This window comes from Pseudanabaena sp. BC1403 (assembly GCF_002914585.1).
Taxonomy (GTDB): Bacteria; Cyanobacteriota; Cyanobacteriia; order Pseudanabaenales; family Pseudanabaenaceae; genus Pseudanabaena.
The window spans coordinates 1-15,319 of the sequence record NZ_PDDM01000002.1 but is presented as its reverse complement, the minus strand read 5'-3'; the positions used below and the strand labels follow the sequence as shown (position 1 = coordinate 15,319).

Genomic DNA, 15,319 nt, shown 5'->3' with positions numbered 1-15,319 from the left:
GCTAGCAAACTTATTGAGGCAAAAGCTAGTGGCGGTGCTCAGCGCCGCCACTAGCTTTTGTGTTTTTTCGTCTAGGTATCAAAAAAGTAGGCAAAAGGTGGGGTGTAACCAGGGATCTTATTTTCATCTACATCATCAATCTGATCAGGATCAAGATATTCGTTGGCATAGCGCAGATAAACTTTTTCGCTGACAAATAGATCAAATAGATCAGGATCAATATGATTATTTATCCTCATATTACCTAGTATTTGAAGGCATTCAGTCAAAGTTTTGCCTTTTTTATAGGGACGATCTTTAGCGCTAAGTGCTTCAAAAATATCTGCTATTCCCATCATTCTTGCAGGTAAAGACATTTGTTCGCGGGTTAGTCCTTTCGGATAGCCTTTACCGTCCATACGTTCATGGTGTCCGCCAGCATATTCTGGCACACGACGGAGATTGCGCGGATAGGGTAGTTTCTCAAGCATTTCTATTGTGACCACAATGTGATCATTGATAGTTTTGCGCTCTTCAGCAGTAAGTGTTCCTCTTGAAATATTTAGGTTGTATACTTCATCCTCAGTCAAGAAATTTACCTCTACCCCTTTAGGATCAATCCAGCGATAGGACGCGATTATTTGCAAGCGTTCTTTATATTCATCGCTCATAAATTCTCCACCAATATTGCAAGTACGAAGAAAATCTTGATCGCTAGAATATTGGGCAAGTTTTTGCTGAAATGCTTCTTCTAACTCTGGAATGACACTGAGATTGGCGGACTCGATCGCCGCAGTTTTTTGATTGAGGAAACGAATTTCGGCATCCCGTTTCAATATTTCAAAGCGAGTATTGATTAAGTGAATACGATCAAAAATTGTTTCTAGCTTCGTAGCTTTATCGATCACATGTACTGGAGTAGTGACCTTACCACAATCATGAAGTAATCCCGCAATTCTCAGTTCGTACCGTTCATCCTCATCTAATTCAAAGTCTTTAAAGATGCCATAATTAGCTTGGCAAGCAGCGTCAGCGATCATCATCGTTAGGGTTGGGACGCGACGGCAGTGAGCACCGTTATATGGCGATTTTTTGTCGATCGCCTCTGACATCAGGTTAATAAATGACTCAAATAATTCACGGAATTGGCCGATCAATTTGTTGTTAGTTAAGGCGATCGCGGCTTGGGATGCTAAAGATTCGCCGATGCGCTGAGAGACCTTGGAAAATTCAATAATCTGATTGTCTTTAGACCCTTTGGCATTGATTAGTTGTATCACTCCAATCAATTCATTTTCATGATTGAGCATGGGTAGAGTCAGAAATGACTTTGATCGGTAGCCCATTTGGGTGTCAAAAGCTCTCGTTCCCGCAAAGTCAAATCCCTCAGCAACATAGGCATCAGGAATATTAATTGTTTTTTTGTGTATGGCGGCATGGGCTGCCACCATAGTATTGTTAGGATTACCCTCGTCATCATAGAGAGGCAAAGCAGGAAAAGGAATTGGTTCTCCTAGCTTGGCTCCCATCATGATTCCCAGTGAGTCATTCATAATGATTTCAAAATGGAGATGCTTTTTATCCTCAGTTGCTAGATATAGCGTCCCACCATCAGCATTTAAGATGGTTTTTGCTCCTCTCAAAATCATCTCTAGCAATTTGGGCGTATTTTTTTCTGCCGAGAGCGCAATGCCGATCTCATTTAGCTTTTCGATTAACTCAAAGGATTCTGTTTTAGTGTCGCCCATGTCCTTAGTTTGCATCCCTATTTGTCAACAGCGTCTTTTTGGGGAAATGATATGAGGGAATAAATTTGTTAATTTTTCTTGGGTTGATTGGGTTGATCCAAAACTTTTGGTAAAGGCGGCAAACTATTCTTTTTCCAGAACTGTTGAAATTGTTGTGGCTGAGTTAGCCGCCATCCAAGTAATACGATCGCAACGAAAAATATTGTTGTCAGCCCAAATTTCACAAGACTTATCGCAATTTGTCTATAGTTTATTTTGTCTTTTAGCTTATCTTTTGTTTTTTGCTCAGCTTTAGCTCTTGAGTTAAAAGTACTTAGATATATAGTATCTGTTTGACGTGGAAATTGATTAGCTGGTTCAGATATTTGTTTTTGTAAATATTTAATTGACTGATACACAATGGGTGGTGCTTGCTCGGTTCTAGACCATTGTCGGGCGACAGCGGAGGGAATCGCACATAGGTTCTTGAAGTCTAGTTTAGCAATGCGATCGCGCAATGATATTTCATCAGAAATTAAAACTACGCATTGTTTTGGATGAGCATTCGCTACCCCAACAGCACTTTGAGCAACATTGATCATCAACCTTGCCTGACGACTGAGATTTTGAGTAGTTCTAATCACTAAGTCAGCATGTTTGGCTGTTAGGGTTGTAATTTGCCAATTTAAGTCTGACGAATTTTGAAATTGTTTTGCCGTTGACTCGTTACCTTCAGCTTTACCATTAGCTATATTTTTAATTTCAATCGCCACAACTTCTGGCAAAAGGCATTCCCCTAATTTTGCGATCGCCTGCCAAGTATTTGGATTGGTCTGAATAATGGCGCTAGTTTCGACCAGCAATAGGTAAGGAGAATTAGACATAGCAAAAACATGAAAATTATGTGTTTGACGGCGCATCTTTGCGCCATCAAACTGATCAAGAAAAGATTATTTTGTCAAACGAGAGCCTTGCCAGTTACCAAAATTGTTGGTGCTTTCCCCAGTCCCATAGCTACCATAAAACTCTTTACAGCCTTCACCAAAAACGAGAACGCCTTTCCCTTGTTGTTGTGGTTGCTGTTTGGGAGTCTCTTTCCAGTCAAAGGAAATCACATTGTTAGTCAATTTACCTGTGAACTCACCCGCAATTTTGCCGCGTTCAAAATTTGCATATTCGTATTTCCCTGAAACTAGATTTTCGCTCTGTTCTTGCAAAGTCAACTTACCAAAGGGGGTTTGCCAATCTCCATTAATTTTTGATTTACAGGCAAGGTTACTATCTGGGTTTGATTCAGGAGCTGTAAGATACTGCAATCCAATTATTGTCACAATAGTGACTCCACCTACTCCCAAAGCAAAAAACAACCAAGATGCAGAGATTGACAATTTAAAAGGTTTCTTCAGCAATTTTGAGAAATATTTCAAACCGCCATCCGAAGAAGTGGAGGCTTCATGATCTAAGATCTCTGCCTCTACTGCTGGTGAAGTATCATCTTCGCCTTCTGGGGGCAATGGCTGCGATCGCTTGCTTTTACTAGACCAAAGTTTTTGCATAGTTAGGGCAAATATTTTACTGCCAATATCTAGTACTACTAGTATTACATTGTTGCATGATGATAAAACTCGTGCATACCAATCCACTCAGCGATTATGCTTACAATGGTAGATGTGGGCGCGTTGCGCCCACATCTACCATTGCTCAGTTTTAGATTTTAGGTAACACCATGTCTCAACCTTCGGAAACTGATATTCAACAGATTTTCGATCGCATTGCTCCAGTTTACGATCGCTTCAATGATCTCTTGAGTTTAGGTCAGCATCGGATCTGGAAGAAAATGGCATTGCGTTGGTGTGAACCACAACAAGGTGAAAAATGGCTTGATCTTTGCTGTGGCTCTGGAGATATGACGGCTTTAGTTGCTCAAAAAGTTGCGCCTACTGGCAAAGCGATTGGCGTTGATTTCTCTAAAGAACTATTAGCGATCGCTGCCGATAAAGCCAAAAACTATTTGCCGAAAATCCAGAAATGTCTGACATGGCAAGAGGGCAATGTTTTGAGCCTACCTTTTACGGACAATACTTTTGATGGCGCGACCTTAGCCTATGGTTTACGAAATGTCGCAAATATTCCTCAATGCTTAACCGAATTACATCGTGTTTTGAAAAATGGTGCAACTGCTGCAATTTTAGATTTCCATCGTCCTAGCGATCACTTGATGCAGTCTTTTCAAGATTTTTATTTGGATCGTGTGGTTGTGCCACTAGCTGATCGGTTTGCGATGACTGAGGAGTATGCCTATATTGCACCAAGTCTGGCAAGATTTCCGATTGGGGCAGAACAGGTAAAACTTGCCAGAGCTGCTGGATTTGCTCAGGCAACTCACTATGCGATCGCCAATGGCATGATGGGAATATTAGTTTTGCAAAAAAACTAAAAAAGTCAGCGCAAAGCTCTAACTTTTTTAGTTTTTATATCATGATTTCCAGACTTATCTTGTTTTTTGATATCGGCGATACCAAACATTAGGTATCTGTAGCTGTAAATTTGAAATTGCAGAGACAAATGAGATGAGAATATGACACAAGTTAATCTTGAACGAATTAGAATTCTCCGCCAACAGATTATCGCTGAAACGAAACATGGATTTGCTGATTGGAATTTAGTTCAACAACTATTAGATGACTTAATGATCAATCATCAACAATATAAACAGTTCGCGATTAAAGAAAACCTTGGGCTGTATCAATAAATCACCTTCCGCAGATAGAGTTCTGCGATAGTTGAGGTTTCGATCTGGCGCTGAAGCACAGTTGCTTCAGAACATTAATTATTCAGGCTGGGGAAATCCTCTCATGGTTGCTCTTCTTAGCTAACAGCAAAAGATTCACCATCTGTGTTCTACATATCATTAGTCAATAAAAAGAGGAGCGGCGCAGAGCACCGCTCCTCTTTTATGACATTTCTAGCATCCGTTGCATTGGCTTAAGTGCGGCTTGACGAATAGATTCATCGAGAATTATTTCAGGAGAACTGTTTTTCATGGCGAGATAGACCTTCTCTAGAGTATTCAGGCGCATATAAGGACATTCATTACATGCACAATTACTGTCTGGGGGAGCAGGAATGAATTTTTTAGAGGGTGCTGCCTTTTGCATCTGATGGATTACGCCAGACTCAGTAACCACGATAAATTCTTGGCGATCGCTGTTCTGCACATATTTTAATAAGCCCGTAGTCGAACCAATGAAATCAGCATGGCGCAATACATTGGCTTCACATTCAGGATGCGCAATGATATCTGCTTCGGGATGACTGAGCTTAAGTTGTACTAATTTGCGTTCAGAAAAAATTTCATGGACGATGCAAGCCCCATCCCATAGCAACATCTCTCGTCCTGCTTGTTCCATTACATAGCGTCCAAGGTTGCGATCGGGGGCAAAGATAATCGGCTGATCTTTGGGAATTTGATTGACGATCGCTACAGCATTGGCACTGGTGCAAATAATATCGCTCAGGGCTTTGATATCGGCGGAGCAATTTATGTAGGAAATCACCATATGATCGGGATGTTCAGCTTTAAACTTAGCAAAGCGATCGGGTGGGCAACTATCCGCTAGAGAGCAACCTGCATCTAAATCGGGAAGTAACACTAATTTATTAGGGTTTAGAATTTTGGCAGTCTCTGCCATGAAATGTACGCCCAGAAAGACGATCACATCTGCTTGGCAATTGACAGCGGCTTGTGATAAACCGAGGGAGTCACCGATATAGTCTGCGATATCTTGAAGATCGGGATCTTGGTAATAATGTGCCAAAATTACGGCGTTTAGGTCTTTCTTAAGATCAGCGATCGCCTTGAATAGGTCTCTGGGAATGGAGTTTTGCGAAACTTGGCGGTCAAGCTGTTCAGTTTTAGGAGCAGTGAGAAACACAGTTTGCCTCACGGAAATAAAGAGGGTGAGTAATAGTGAAAGTTATTCATTTATTATATTTAATTATAGTAGAAATTACCAAAAATATATCTGTCTAATGTAAGAGATCAAAAACCAATATTGTTGAGGCGGCTCAAGCCCGCCTCAACAATATTGGTTTTAATTTAATTTGCAACTTTTTCCGTGATTTTCGCGTCAAATAATATTCAATGGATAAAGTTAAACAAAAAGTCAGGGATCTCAATCTCTGTATCTTCAGTTTTTAAGTGGGGATCTAGTCAACATATTGTCTGCCGATAAATATAAGATTCAGTAAAGTTTGAGGTAATTGTAAATATGAAAATATCGATCGCTAAGTTATCAAATTCAATTAGTCAAAAATTTATCGCATCAGCTAGCAAAAGAATTCAGCATTACTGGAAATTTGCGATCGCTTTAGTGATGTCTTTATTGTTGGCTGTTTCTCTGAATCCGTTTGTTGCTAATGCGCTTGACCTATCTGATTTGTTTCGCATTTTGCCATCCGCAATCCAAATCATTCAGCTTTCTAGTATTGGCGACAATGAGGAAGTTTCACTAGGTCAACAGATTGATAGCCAAATTCAGCAAGAAGTCAGAATCAGTCGAGATCCTGCTGCTAATGCCTTGGTTAGTCGATTGGGACAAATTTTAGTTCCCACTAGCGATCGCCCAAATATTCCTTATACTTTCCGCGTTGTCGATGACACAAACCTCAATGCCTTCGCAACTATGGGCGGATTCGTCTACATCAATACTGGCACGATCGCAGCTGCTGACAATGTAGCTCAACTTGCTAGCGTAATTGGTCACGAAATGGGGCATATCTCAGGTCGGCATTCATTAGAGCAAATGAAACAAATGGCGATCGCCCAAGGCATTGCCACAATTGCTGGTGTTGCTGATGATCGCTTAGTTGGAATTGGGGTTGACTTGGCGTTGAGGTTACCCAATAGTCGGGAAGCCGAGTTTGATGCCGATCGTCGAGGCTTGTTAAATATCACTAAGTCGGGGTTTGCAGCTAGAGCGATGCCAGCTTTTATGCAAAAACTAACTAGCTCACGCGGTGGTGGCGCTCCATCCTTTTTAAGTACTCACCCTGCAACCGAAGATCGCATTTCTGCACTAAATCAATCCATTCAAGCAAATAACTTGAATACTTCAGGTGGTTTGAACGATGGTGATTACCAAAGAATTTGGCGATCGCGCTTCCGTTAAATCATAATCAAAAACAAAAGAGACCGCACAATGTGCGGTCTCTTTTGTTTTTGAAATCATCCACCCAAAAGTACAACGCGATCGCTTATTCATTCCATAATCCGCGATCGCCTCTCAAAAAAACTAATCAACCAGATCTCAAGTTTTTGAATCTTTCGGTAATGGAATGCTTAAATCAATGTCTTCCACCTTCTCTAATCAGTTCACAGCCATGATTACGAAGATGCCGCAGCAAATCAGAACGCTTCATAGTGCTATTAATTCTTCTTCATAAACATCTCCATCAGCTTCTATTGCTTCATAACGATTGAAGTCTAGCGCTTCTTTTAAAGTTATCCGTAAACTTTCTAGAAGTTCTTCTTTTGTGGATTCTTGACAATTTACGCCTGATATTTCTTCAATCCAGCCAATCCACCAGTTGTTAGATTGCTTGATAACGGCGGTAAATGATTCTTTCATGATGGCGAATATCCTCAAATGAGTCGTATTTATCATAACTTATCCGCAATCTCTACACAATATAGCGATCGCCTATCCATCCTCATAAAGAGCGATCGCCTCTCAAAAGAACAAACCAAACAGCGATCGCCTCTCCATCCCTATAACCAGCGATCGCCTCTCCAATCTCAACAAACAGCGATCGCCCCTCTAAGAATCAACCAAACAGCGATCGCCTATCCATTCCCATAAACAGCGATCACCCCACCAATAAAAACACCAAACGGCAATTACATATTCACACAAAATAAAACAAAGGATAAAACTTAACACTTGCGTAAATCATATAAAAACTCAGGCTCTTTAAGTCCCAAAATAATTAATTCTTTGATATTATCTTGTAGAAACTTAATCACAGTAATTCTATCTTTTAGTATTTTATGATCTCCGTCAAAGTTCACTGGTGTACCATGTGCGACAGCGCTGCGATAACTGTATAACTTTTTCCATATTTTGTCTTCTGGAGCATCCATAAAATATGCTTTTGGTAATACGTCTCTAGAAAATCGTTTGCGAAGTAGGATAATTTTATTTGTAATTTGATGGTTAATCGAGTCTAGTGATTCTGAGAGTCGAGGTGCATGAGTAATTAGGGACTCAATAATTGCGAATAGCCCTACGATCACTAGATCAGAACCATTAGAGATATCACGAAGAGAAGAAAAATTCTGAACAGCTATTCTCACAAAATTGAATTGGTCTGGTAGGTTTTGGTACATTTCATAAAGCTCTCCAATAAATGCAATTTGTATTGTGGTGATAATCTCAGGTTTACCGAAAGCTTGTTCCCAATCGCTGTAGCGCAAAGCTGCATATGGAGACATTAAAATATGTCCCATTGTTTCACCATCGTATATAAGTTGTGATCCAATTTCAAAATTAATTGGCAGAAGTCGTGATAACAATTGAAATTCATGAATTCTCTCATTTTGCCCTTCAAATGAAATTACCCAATATTTCCATCTTTCTTTTGGTAAAGGTTCATGAACATATGTTTTGTGTCCAAGCGAGTTGATTGTTTCTACTACTTCTGCATCATATGGAACCCATGTAGTTCTCTTATACGGTAAAGACTCCTTTACAATTTTTTTGATTTGTTCTACTTCAGTATCTGTTGCAGATCGGAATATATAATTGGGCAAAATTTCAACAGGTAAATCGCCCACAACCTGTAAATGAGAAATAATGACTGCAATATTACTTTGTACCATTTTTCTGGCTTCCTAATTTTTACCCAGCAACAAAAATTCAGCTAAATTAAAGATTAATATTTTGGGCAGCCAGCATTGCATTCATATGTGTAAAAATCTGATCTAGTTCCCCAATGGTTTCTAACTCAGGAATCTCTTCAACAGAAAGCGGTTCTACTTTTCTTTTCTCTAGAAGCAACTCCATCCGATCCTGTAGGCGATCGCTAAACTTAAACAGATTGAGATTGCCAAATTTCTCAACGCAAATCTCATGAATTAGTAATGACGGTTTGACAAGTGTTGCAGTCATAAATTTACTCTGATTGACTAAATTATTAATTCAAACGCGATGTTTTTATTATAGCTCTTGATAAAGACGAGATCGCAACACTCATAAACCTGTCAACAAACAAGAGGCAATTTTATCCGTGAAATGAATAGGCGATCTCCATACTCATACACAAATCAGCAAGCAATCAAGCGATCGCGTATACTGACACATACAACTTCACAGTTTTAACTTGTGCCAGCAAGAGACATTTATCACAATACTGTCAAAACAGCCCTAGAAAAAGATGGCTGGACAATTACCCACGATCCATTTCCATTGCAAATTGGGAAAAAGCGTTTATCTGCGGACTTAGGAGCAGAACGTCTCATCAGTGCTGAAAAAGGTATCCAAAAAATTGTTGTAGAAGTAAAAAGCTTTGTAGGTCAGTCTGATGTTAAGGATTTAGAACAAGCTTTAGGACAGTACATCCTATATCGCCAAATTCTCAACGAAACAAAAATTGAGCGCGATCTCTATCTTGCAGTCTCCCGCCTAACCTTCAACAGCATATTCACGATACAATTAGGGCAGATACTACTTACAAATCAGATTATCAAGCTAATTGTTTTCGATGATGAAAGTGAGGTAATTGTCCAATGGATACCCAATTAAAATATCGTCAGATTATTCAACAAGTACTCCAAAATCACGCCGACTATCGCTCTACAATACCTGATGCTTATACATCTCAAGTATTATTTGATGATGAGCGTGGACAATATCTAGTTCTCGACATTGGCTGGAACGATGACCGATACCTTCACAGTACTCCTATTCATCTAAGTTTAGTCAATGACAAAATCTGGATTCAGTATGATGATACGGAAGAAGGTATAGTAACTGACTTGATAGATGCAGGTGTATCTAAGAATGATATTGTCCTTGGATTTCGTCACCCAAAAGTTCGTCAATATACAGGATTTGCCGTTGCATGATAAGCGTGGCGACAATGCGATCGCTATACCCATAGACCTGTCAGCAAGCAATCAAGCGATTTTACCCGTGAAATGAATAAGCGAGATCGCTAATTTAAACAGACGGGCGTACCACCCGAATCAACTTTCCTTGTAACGACTCCTCTGCTCTCACCGTCCCATCGATCCTTTCAGCAAACTGTTCCCAATTACGATTATTTGTACATACAACAACCCCGAAATGATTATCATCATGACGATGCAAACGAATGAAGTCAATTCTATTGATAGTCAAAATTGAGCGCTCTTGACTTATCGCAAACATCAACACCTGATCATCAGGTATCCGTTGATTAGCATTTCCCGCTTCTTGCACCGTCAAAACATCATAACCAAGATTTCTCAATAATTCCACAACTTGAAATGGAAACTGCTCATCCGCATAAAACCGTACCATCTCCTAAGCCGCCTCATTCTCCTCGATTACCAAATCAATCTCATCCCTATGAGCCGCCGCATATACCCAAGCATTCGCTAAATCCGTAGCCGTAATCGTTGGATAGCTTGTCAATAAATCAAGATCGCTATATCCCAAACGGCGAGCCTCTACCAGCACCCAAACAGGAATTCTTGTATTCGCAATGCAAGCCTGACCACCACAAACTTTAGGTGTTTTCTCAATTCCCTGCCAATTACTACCCAAACTTTGAGCAAGTAACTGGATCACCTGCACCTTTTCACTAGGTCTAAGGGCGAGAAGTTGCTGTTCTAACTCTTTGACGATCACAGATGTCAATCCTCATAACGTTTTAGCAAACTGTATTAATCATTTTACATCTTATCCAACAGTTAAGCTACAGCAAACTCTGTTAACTTCCGAGTCTCAGGATCATGAAAAGCCAAAACAATATCAGACTTAGGAATACCTTCCGTTAACAACTCATTAGCAATCCCCTCCTCAGTCCAATCCTCTTCAATATAAATTTTTTGATTCTTAATACGGATATGTACCTGAATATTCCTATATTTCCTCTGCCCTTGCCAACCCATTAAAAACCAAAAATATTGATCGCGAACATCATCAAAAACTAGACAATTCTCTCTATCTCTAATATTAGAGTTAGAAGCCCAGCTATGATATTCAGTTAAAATTTTCTTGATAGCAATGCGATATTTGTCTAGTCTATCCATTGTAAAACTTCCTCCTGCATTGTATTAATAACCAACAACTTAAATGTCTTTGGCTGGCATAGCAAGAAAAGATGGTAAACAAGCTCAATCCAATCCCATTTATAGATATTTGTTACAGCAATTTGTGAGGTGAGATCGCAATACTCATAAACCTATCAACAAGCAAGAGTCGATTTTACCAACGAAATGAATAGGCGATCGCCCGCTCTTCATCAGTCAGATTGCTACAATAAGCATAATTCTAATTACCTGCGATCGCCATGACCACTCAAGAAATCGAACATCAATTTCTCAACATATCACTCACCGACCGAGCCGCAATTATCCAACGGCTCACCAAAAACATAACTAAAAGCGGTAAAGGAATCACCAAAACGGCAGGAGTTTGTGGAGGAGAAGCTTGCATTGCAGGAACCCGAATAGCAGTTTGGTTACTAGTCGAAGCCCAACAATTGGGTATAACCGAAGCCCAACTGCTACAAGACTATCCCCACATCACCGCCGCCGATCTCGTCAACGCATGGACTTACGCCGAAGCCTACCCCGAAGAAATTGCCGTCGTAATACGTGCAAATAACGAGGCTGCCTAACCAATAGCAGCGATCGCCCTCGAATGGCAACCCGAATTAACGAAGCGATCTCTATACAATAATCTCTACAAGGTAATCTCATTAGAGTTGTGCGCCCATCAAGCTAAACGGCGATCGCAATACTCTTAAACCTGTCAGCAAGCAATCAAGCGATCGCACATATGCTTAGAACAAAAGTCACCTTAGCTGACGTACTGTAACAGGTAAATGTAATCCCAATGTACGGAAACACGCACCCTTTATCTATGTAGAACCGATCCCGTTTAAAAGCCTTACGCTTTAAGATATTTACAGACTTTTAAACCACAGGAGGTAACTGGCGATGCAACCAACTAATCCCAATCAATTTACCGAAAAAGCATGGGCTGCGATCGCAAGGACACCCGATGTGGTGAAAGCGGCTCAGCAACAACAGATCGAGCCAGAGCATTTACTTAAAGCAATATTAGAAGAAGAAGGGCTAGCAGCTAGCATCTTTAGTAAGGCGGGGATCAATATTCAAAAATTGCGCGATCGCACCGATGAGTTTATCAATCGTCAGCCCAAAGTATCGAGTTCCAATAGTTCTGTGTACTTGGGCAAAAATTTAGAAGTACTATTTGATCGCGCCGAAAAGGAACGTAAAAGTTTTGGTGATGATTTTATCTCCATCGAGCATATCTTGCTCCCCTACTGCAAAGATGATCGCTTCGGGAAAGCTCTCTATCAGGAAATGGGACTCGATGAAGCCAAGCTCCGTAATGTAATTCAGCAAGTCCGAGGCAAACAAAAAGTGTCTGACCAGTCTCCTGAGAATAAGTATGAAGCGTTGACTAAATATGGTCGCGATCTCACCGAATTAGCCCGTGAAGGCAAGCTTGATCCTGTAATTGGGCGCGATGATGAAATTCGTCGCACAATTCAGATTTTGTCGCGCCGCACTAAAAACAATCCTGTCTTAATCGGTGAACCAGGGGTGGGTAAAACGGCGATCGCGGAAGGTTTAGCGCAACGTATCCTTAGCGGAGATGTACCTGAATCACTCCAAAATCGGAAGCTGATTGCTCTTGATATGGGAGCCTTGATTGCAGGGGCAAAATATCGCGGAGAATTTGAAGAAAGATTGAAGGCTGTTCTTAAGGAAGTTACAGAATCAAGCGGTCAATTTATCCTCTTTATCGATGAAATTCATACTGTAGTTGGTGCGGGTGCGACTCAAGGCTCCATGGATGCTAGTAATCTGCTCAAGCCTATGTTAGCGCGAGGTGAGTTGCGCTGTATCGGTGCAACAACTCTAGATGAATATCGCAAATATATAGAGAAAGATGCTGCTCTCGAACGGCGCTTCCAACAGGTTTTCATCGATCAGCCCAATGTCGAAGATACAATCTCGATTTTGCGCGGTTTGCGCGATCGCTATGAGCTACATCATGGCGTGAAAATTTCTGACACTGCGTTAGTTGCAGCAGCAACGCTCTCAAATCGCTATATTAGCGATCGCTTCTTACCCGATAAAGCGATCGATCTCGTTGACGAAGCTGCTGCCAAGCTAAAAATGGAAATCACATCTCAACCTGAAGCCCTTGATGAAATTAATCGTAAGGTAATTCAGCTAGAGATGGAATGTCTCTCCTTAAAAAAAGAAACCGATCGCGAATCTATAGAGCGATTGGGGAAACTGCACAAAGAGCTTGGTGACCTGAAAGAAGAACAAACCACTCTCAAAGCGCAATGGGAAGCTGAAAAAAGTGTCATCGATAATATTCGCAAGTTGAAGGAAAGCATCGAACATGTAAATGTAGAAGTTCAGCAAGCTGAGCGAGATTATGACCTAAACAAAGCTGCGGAACTCAAGTATGGCAAGCTTACTGACTTACAACGCCAACTAGAAGTCGGTGAGGTAAATCTTAAAGAGGCGCAAACTTCAGGGCGATCGCTATTGCGTCAAGAGGTCACAGAAGAAGACATTGCGGAGATTATCTCGAAATGGTCAGGCATTCCGATCAGCAAGCTAGTGGAATCCGAAAAAGAGAAGCTCTTGCAATTGGAAGATGTACTACACGATCGCGTAGTTGGTCAAGAAGAAGCCGTCACTGCGATCGCTGATGCCATTCAGCGATCTAGAGCAGGACTCGCCGATCCTAATCGTCCGATCGCAAGTTTCATTTTCTTGGGACCCACGGGTGTTGGTAAAACTGAATTAGCCAAAGCGCTTGCAGCATATCTCTTCGATACTGAAGACTCGATGGTACGGATCGACATGTCGGAATATATGGAGAAACATAGCGTTTCTCGTTTAGTGGGCGCACCTCCTGGATATGTTGGTTATGAAGAAGGCGGTCAACTGACTGAAGCAGTGCGTCGTCGTCCCTATGCCGTAATTCTCTTTGATGAAATCGAGAAAGCGCATCCCGATGTATTTAACATCATGCTGCAAATCCTTGATGATGGTCGCGTCACTGATTCTCAAGGTCGCACGGTTGATTTCAAGAATTCGATTATCATCATGACCAGTAACGTCGGTTCGCAGTTTATTCTCGATATTGCTGGCGATGATTCTAAATACGACGAAATGCGTGATCGGGTCATGGAATCGATGCGATCGAGCTTCCGTCCAGAGTTCTTGAATCGTATTGATGAAATTGTGATCTTCCATGCTCTCCGCCGTGATGAACTCCGTCGTATTGTGAAATTGCAAGTTCAACGTTTAGAGCAACGTTTAAGCGATCGCCGCATGACTTTGAAAATTGCCGATGCGGCTCTAGATTTCATCGCCGAAGTTGGCTACGATCCAGTTTATGGAGCACGTCCACTGAAGCGTATCATCCAGCGTCAACTGGAAACCCAAATCGCGAAGGGGATTTTGCGCGGCGACTATGCTGATGGCGACACCATCTTTGTCGATATCGAAAACGAACGCCTCGCCTTCAAACGACTTTCTGCGGATCTAATCACTGTTTCCTAAAAGAGAAGGGACGCGATGCGTCCCTTCTCTTTGTTTTTGCTTTAGAATGTTTTTAAGCAGAGTTGTAGTTAATATATGGTTCTCACAGTTTTACCACTAGAAATACAACCTTCCACTTCGGCAGTTACCGTAGCAGCGAAACAAGGTGAAAATCGAGTTGCGCTAAAAGGAATTAGCTGGCTGTCATACCAACAAATCCTCAAAGCTCTTCCCGACAGTCGCGCCGCACGGCTCACCTACGATCGCGGCATCCTTGAAATCACTATGCCTTTAGAAACTCACGAATACTCAAGGGAATTAATTGGTTTATTTATTCGCATTTTGGTCTTAGAAATGGGGTTGAAACTCAAAACAATGGGATCAACCACGATGGATTACCCCGATCTTGAACGAGGTGCTGAGCCAGATTGTGCTTACTACATTCAGAATCAACCGAAAGTTGCAGGAAAGACTGTTGATTTTAGTCAAGATCCTCCTCCCGATCTAGTAGTTGAGGTGGATATTACTCATACTGACATTGATAAAAATAGGCTTTATGCCAGTATGGGAGTGCCTGAATTTTGGCGATATAACGGACAGGAACTAAAGATTTATACATTACAGGAAGCGCAATATGTAGAGTGCGATCGCAGTCCTACTTTCCCTTGGATGCAAAAAGAATATTTATAGCAAAGAAAGGGATAGTTAGGACAATTGACAGAAGGCTTGCTGTACGGCATCCCATAAACTTTCACATTTTCCTATAATCTTACTGACATGATGTTTTAACCTTGCCCAAAATTTC

20 protein-coding genes are annotated in these 15,319 nt (G+C 41.1%); 10 read left to right on the top strand and 10 right to left on the bottom strand.

The features are described from left to right. Positions 1-71 precede the first annotated feature (71 nt). The 3 genes from CQ839_RS25875 to CQ839_RS02555 all read right to left on the bottom strand — a co-directional run bounded on the left by CQ839_RS25875 (position 72) and on the right by CQ839_RS02555 (position 3,262). Positions 72-1,727, bottom strand: a complete 1,656-nt coding sequence (locus CQ839_RS25875; RefSeq protein WP_308455507.1) for an HD domain-containing phosphohydrolase — start codon at positions 1,725-1,727, stop codon at positions 72-74. A 68-nt stretch (positions 1,728-1,795) separates the two neighbouring features. Next, positions 1,796-2,626 carry a hypothetical protein gene (locus CQ839_RS02560; protein WP_103666726.1) on the bottom strand — a complete coding sequence of 277 codons (831 nt, stop codon included), beginning with the start codon at positions 2,624-2,626 and terminating at the stop codon, positions 1,796-1,798. A 30-nt stretch (positions 2,627-2,656) separates the two neighbouring features. Beyond that, entirely contained in the window at positions 2,657-3,262 is a 606-nt protein-coding gene (locus CQ839_RS02555) for a hypothetical protein (protein WP_103666725.1), read from the bottom strand. A 170-nt stretch (positions 3,263-3,432) separates the two neighbouring features. On the opposite strand from CQ839_RS02555, the gene ubiE reads away from it, so the two are divergent. Further along, positions 3,433-4,143: a bifunctional demethylmenaquinone methyltransferase/2-methoxy-6-polyprenyl-1,4-benzoquinol methylase UbiE gene (gene ubiE / locus CQ839_RS02550; RefSeq protein ID WP_103666724.1), complete on the top strand. Its 711-nt coding sequence runs from the start codon at positions 3,433-3,435 to the stop codon at positions 4,141-4,143. A gap of 141 nt (positions 4,144-4,284) precedes the next feature. Next, positions 4,285-4,458 carry a hypothetical protein gene (locus tag CQ839_RS24965; protein WP_181016065.1) on the top strand — a complete coding sequence of 58 codons (174 nt, stop codon included), beginning with the start codon at positions 4,285-4,287 and terminating at the stop codon, positions 4,456-4,458. Positions 4,459-4,660: 202 nt separating this feature from the next. Here the strand turns inward: CQ839_RS24965 and nadA are convergent, their stop codons facing one another. Further along, on the bottom strand, positions 4,661-5,641 hold the full coding sequence (nadA, locus tag CQ839_RS02545; protein ID WP_103666723.1) for a quinolinate synthase NadA: 981 nt from the start codon (positions 5,639-5,641) through the stop codon (positions 4,661-4,663). 336 nt (positions 5,642-5,977) lie between these two features. Between nadA and CQ839_RS02540 the strand changes: the two genes are divergently transcribed. Next, a complete protein-coding gene (locus CQ839_RS02540; protein ID WP_103666722.1) occupies positions 5,978-6,877 on the top strand; it encodes a M48 family metallopeptidase in 900 nt (299 codons plus the stop codon). A gap of 50 nt (positions 6,878-6,927) precedes the next feature. Next, positions 6,928-7,092, top strand: a complete 165-nt coding sequence (locus tag CQ839_RS24960) for a hypothetical protein (RefSeq protein ID WP_181016064.1) — start codon at positions 6,928-6,930, stop codon at positions 7,090-7,092. A gap of 31 nt (positions 7,093-7,123) precedes the next feature. Here CQ839_RS24960 and CQ839_RS02535 read toward each other — a convergent pair whose 3' ends face one another. Beyond that, entirely contained in the window at positions 7,124-7,336 is a 213-nt protein-coding gene (locus CQ839_RS02535; RefSeq protein ID WP_103666721.1) for a hypothetical protein, read from the bottom strand. 18 nt (positions 7,337-7,354) lie between these two features. On the opposite strand from CQ839_RS02535, the gene CQ839_RS02530 reads away from it, so the two are divergent. Beyond that, positions 7,355-7,567, top strand: a complete 213-nt coding sequence (locus CQ839_RS02530; RefSeq protein ID WP_103666720.1) for a hypothetical protein — start codon at positions 7,355-7,357, stop codon at positions 7,565-7,567. A gap of 74 nt (positions 7,568-7,641) precedes the next feature. Here CQ839_RS02530 and CQ839_RS02525 read toward each other — a convergent pair whose 3' ends face one another. Together CQ839_RS02525 and CQ839_RS02520 are read right to left on the bottom strand one after the other, a co-directional pair. After that, a complete protein-coding gene (locus CQ839_RS02525; protein ID WP_103666719.1) occupies positions 7,642-8,586 on the bottom strand; it encodes a HEPN domain-containing protein in 945 nt (314 codons plus the stop codon). A gap of 46 nt (positions 8,587-8,632) precedes the next feature. Further along, positions 8,633-8,875, bottom strand: coding sequence for a hypothetical protein (locus CQ839_RS02520; RefSeq protein WP_094528314.1), 243 nt, complete (start codon positions 8,873-8,875; stop codon positions 8,633-8,635). Positions 8,876-9,088: 213 nt separating this feature from the next. Here CQ839_RS02520 and CQ839_RS02515 point away from each other — a divergent pair, with 213 nt between their 5' ends. Together CQ839_RS02515 and CQ839_RS02510 are read left to right on the top strand one after the other, a co-directional pair. Then, on the top strand, positions 9,089-9,508 hold the full coding sequence (locus CQ839_RS02515) for an element excision factor XisH family protein (protein ID WP_103666718.1): 420 nt from the start codon (positions 9,089-9,091) through the stop codon (positions 9,506-9,508). Continuing rightward, positions 9,493-9,831, top strand: coding sequence for a XisI protein (locus tag CQ839_RS02510; protein WP_103666717.1), 339 nt, complete (start codon positions 9,493-9,495; stop codon positions 9,829-9,831). The genes CQ839_RS02515 and CQ839_RS02510 overlap by 16 nt, the downstream gene beginning before the upstream one ends. Before the next feature lie 94 nt (positions 9,832-9,925). On the opposite strand, the gene CQ839_RS02505 is transcribed toward CQ839_RS02510, so the two are convergent. The 3 genes from CQ839_RS02505 to CQ839_RS02495 all read right to left on the bottom strand — a co-directional run bounded on the left by CQ839_RS02505 (position 9,926) and on the right by CQ839_RS02495 (position 11,001). After that, positions 9,926-10,267 (bottom strand): DUF5615 family PIN-like protein, encoded by a 342-nt coding sequence (locus CQ839_RS02505; RefSeq protein ID WP_103666716.1) that lies wholly within the window; start codon positions 10,265-10,267, stop codon positions 9,926-9,928. A 3-nt stretch (positions 10,268-10,270) separates the two neighbouring features. After that, complete coding sequence (locus CQ839_RS02500) at positions 10,271-10,597, bottom strand: DUF433 domain-containing protein (protein WP_103666715.1); 327 nt, start codon at positions 10,595-10,597, stop codon at positions 10,271-10,273. 62 nt (positions 10,598-10,659) lie between these two features. Continuing rightward, positions 10,660-11,001, bottom strand: coding sequence for a XisI protein (locus CQ839_RS02495; RefSeq protein WP_103666714.1), 342 nt, complete (start codon positions 10,999-11,001; stop codon positions 10,660-10,662). A 260-nt stretch (positions 11,002-11,261) separates the two neighbouring features. Between CQ839_RS02495 and CQ839_RS02490 the strand changes: the two genes are divergently transcribed. From CQ839_RS02490 to CQ839_RS02480, 3 genes are all read left to right on the top strand, one after another. Next, a complete protein-coding gene (locus CQ839_RS02490) occupies positions 11,262-11,591 on the top strand; it encodes a DUF433 domain-containing protein (protein ID WP_103666713.1) in 330 nt (109 codons plus the stop codon). Between the two features lie 322 nt (positions 11,592-11,913). Further along, complete coding sequence (gene clpB, locus CQ839_RS02485) at positions 11,914-14,535, top strand: ATP-dependent chaperone ClpB (RefSeq protein ID WP_103666712.1); 2,622 nt, start codon at positions 11,914-11,916, stop codon at positions 14,533-14,535. Between the two features lie 75 nt (positions 14,536-14,610). After that, on the top strand, positions 14,611-15,204 hold the full coding sequence (locus CQ839_RS02480) for a Uma2 family endonuclease (protein WP_103666711.1): 594 nt from the start codon (positions 14,611-14,613) through the stop codon (positions 15,202-15,204). The last annotated feature ends 115 nt before the right edge of the window (positions 15,205-15,319 follow it).